Source organism: Promicromonospora kroppenstedtii DSM 19349 (genome assembly GCF_000515355.1).
GTDB classification, from domain to species: domain Bacteria; phylum Actinomycetota; class Actinomycetes; order Actinomycetales; family Cellulomonadaceae; genus Promicromonospora; species Promicromonospora kroppenstedtii.
Genome location: NZ_KI911710.1, coordinates 2,924 through 4,965, shown reverse-complemented (window position 1 = coordinate 4,965; position 2,042 = coordinate 2,924). Strand labels below are relative to the sequence as shown.

Sequence of the window (2,042 nt, the reverse complement as noted above, 5' to 3'; positions counted from 1 at the left end):
GCGGCCACGCCGTGCGCACCGTCGCCGACGGCGCCGCGCTGGAGCGCGAGGTGGCCCGCGCCGCCCGCGAGGAGTCGCTGCCCGACGTCGTCGTCGCGGACATCCGGATGCCGCCCAGCTTCACCGACGAGGGCCTCCGGGCCGTGCTGAACCTGCGGTCCCGGCATCCCGCCCTGCCGGTGCTGCTGTTCTCGCAGTACGTGGAGACCCGGTACGCGAGCCTGCTCCTGGCCGGGGACGCCCGGGGCGTGGGCTACCTGCTCAAGGACCGCGTGGCCGACGTGCGCGACTTCGTCGAGGCGCTCGGCCGCGTGGCGCGCGGCGAGACGGTGCTGGACCCCGAGGTGGTCACGCAGCTCATGGGCACCGCCCGCCAGGACGTCGCCCTGGAGCGTCTGTCGGCGCGCGAGCGCGAGGTGCTGGGCCTGATGGCCCAGGGCAGGTCCAACGGGGCGATCGCCGACACGCTGCACCTGTCCTACGGCGCGGTCGAGAAGAACGTCGCGGCCATCTTCACCAAGCTCGACCTGCCGCAGGACGCCGCGGACCACCGCCGGGTCCTGGCGGTGCTGCGCCACCTCGGGGTCTGAACCGGGCGCAGGACCGCCCCGGCACGGTCCGACGCGCGCCCAGACCAAAACTTGCCCCGGGCCATACGCCGTTGGGGTAGACCCCCTAACGCCCGCTACATACTCTACCGATCAATAGTAGATACCAGTCGAAACGGGTATGTAGGACAACTGAGGGGACTTTCAGATGGGCAGCACTCGCAAGCTGCGGCTCGCCGCCATGGCGGCGGCCGCGACCCTGACCGCGTCCGTGGTCTGTGTGCCGATGGCGTCGGCCGCGACGACCGCGGCACCGGCGTCCGCACCGGTCACCGCGAAGAGCGCGGGCGCCGTCGCCGACGCTGCCGACGGCGAGATCGTATCGGCGGTGGCGCCGGTCCTGCAGGGCAAGGGCTCGAAGGCCCGCACCTACTCCCAGCAGGAGGTGCGGCGGATGGACGCCGAGGGCGGCGACCCGGCCGTCCTCGACTACTGGACGCCGGAGCGGATGGCCGCGGCCACGTCGCTCGACGAGCCCGGGGACAGCAAGCTCGTGTCCAAGATGGCGCAGGACGCGGCGCGCAGCAGCACCGTGGGCGGCTCTGTCGGCACGGTCGCGGCCCTGGGCGCGACGGCGGCGGGCGAGGCAGGCACGGTCGTCTCCGAGCCGGTGGCGCCGGCCGGTGCCGCGCCGAAGGCGTCCGGCGGCGTGGAGGCACAGGGCATCAAGCGGTTCCCGATCACCACCGGCAAGCTGTTCATCGGCGGCTACCAGGGCGACCGGTACTGCTCGGCATCGGCGGTCAACACCCGGTCGAAGCGCGTGGTCATCACCGCGGGGCACTGCGTGCACACCGGGCGCGGCGGCAGCTGGCTGAACAACGTCGTCTTCGTGCCGAAGTACAACGGGTACGCGGCCGACCCGACGCCGTACGGCACGTTCCAGGCGCGCACGCTGCACACTTTCAAGGCCTGGATCAACTACGGCGGTACCACGCGCGGCTGGGGTCGGGACGTCGGTGTCATCTCGACCTACGCGAACGAGAACAACGCCCGGGTCGTCAAGGCGGTCGGCGGCAACGGCCTCATGATCAGCAAGTCCTTCAAGTTCACCGCCGCGATCTTCGGCTACCCGTCCAACCGCGACAGCGGCGAGGTGATGTGGGTCTGCCAGGGCATGGTGGGCAAGACCCAGGCCGTGCCGAACACGTCCAAGATCGTCGGCTGCAACTTCGGCGGCGGGTCGTCCGGCGGGCCGTGGGTGTGGAAGTACGACGGCAGCAAGCGGCTGGGCTACACCCGCGGCGTGACGTCGTTCGGCCCGTCGAACAACAAGTTCATCGGGTCGCCGCACTTCGACGTCAAGGTGCGGAGCCTGGTCATCGCGGCGAACAACGCCTGACCGAGCGACACCTGACCCGAACGACCCGAGCCCCGCCGGGCCCGGACCTGCCGCCGCCCCGTCACCGGGTTCGGTAGTCAGGTCCGGGCCCG

At 71.6% G+C, this 2,042-nt stretch carries 2 protein-coding genes; both read left to right on the top strand.

Annotated features, from left to right (window positions below; translation table 11 throughout):
• The coding region (locus tag PROKR_RS19405; RefSeq protein ID WP_051433158.1) for a LuxR C-terminal-related transcriptional regulator at positions 1 to 590 on the top strand (590 nt) is incomplete at its 5' end.
• Between the two features lie 166 nt (positions 591 to 756).
• Positions 757 to 1,950 carry a trypsin-like serine peptidase gene (locus tag PROKR_RS19400; protein WP_051433157.1) on the top strand — a complete coding sequence of 398 codons (1,194 nt, stop codon included), beginning with the start codon at positions 757 to 759 and terminating at the stop codon, positions 1,948 to 1,950.
• Positions 1,951 to 2,042 lie beyond the last annotated feature (92 nt).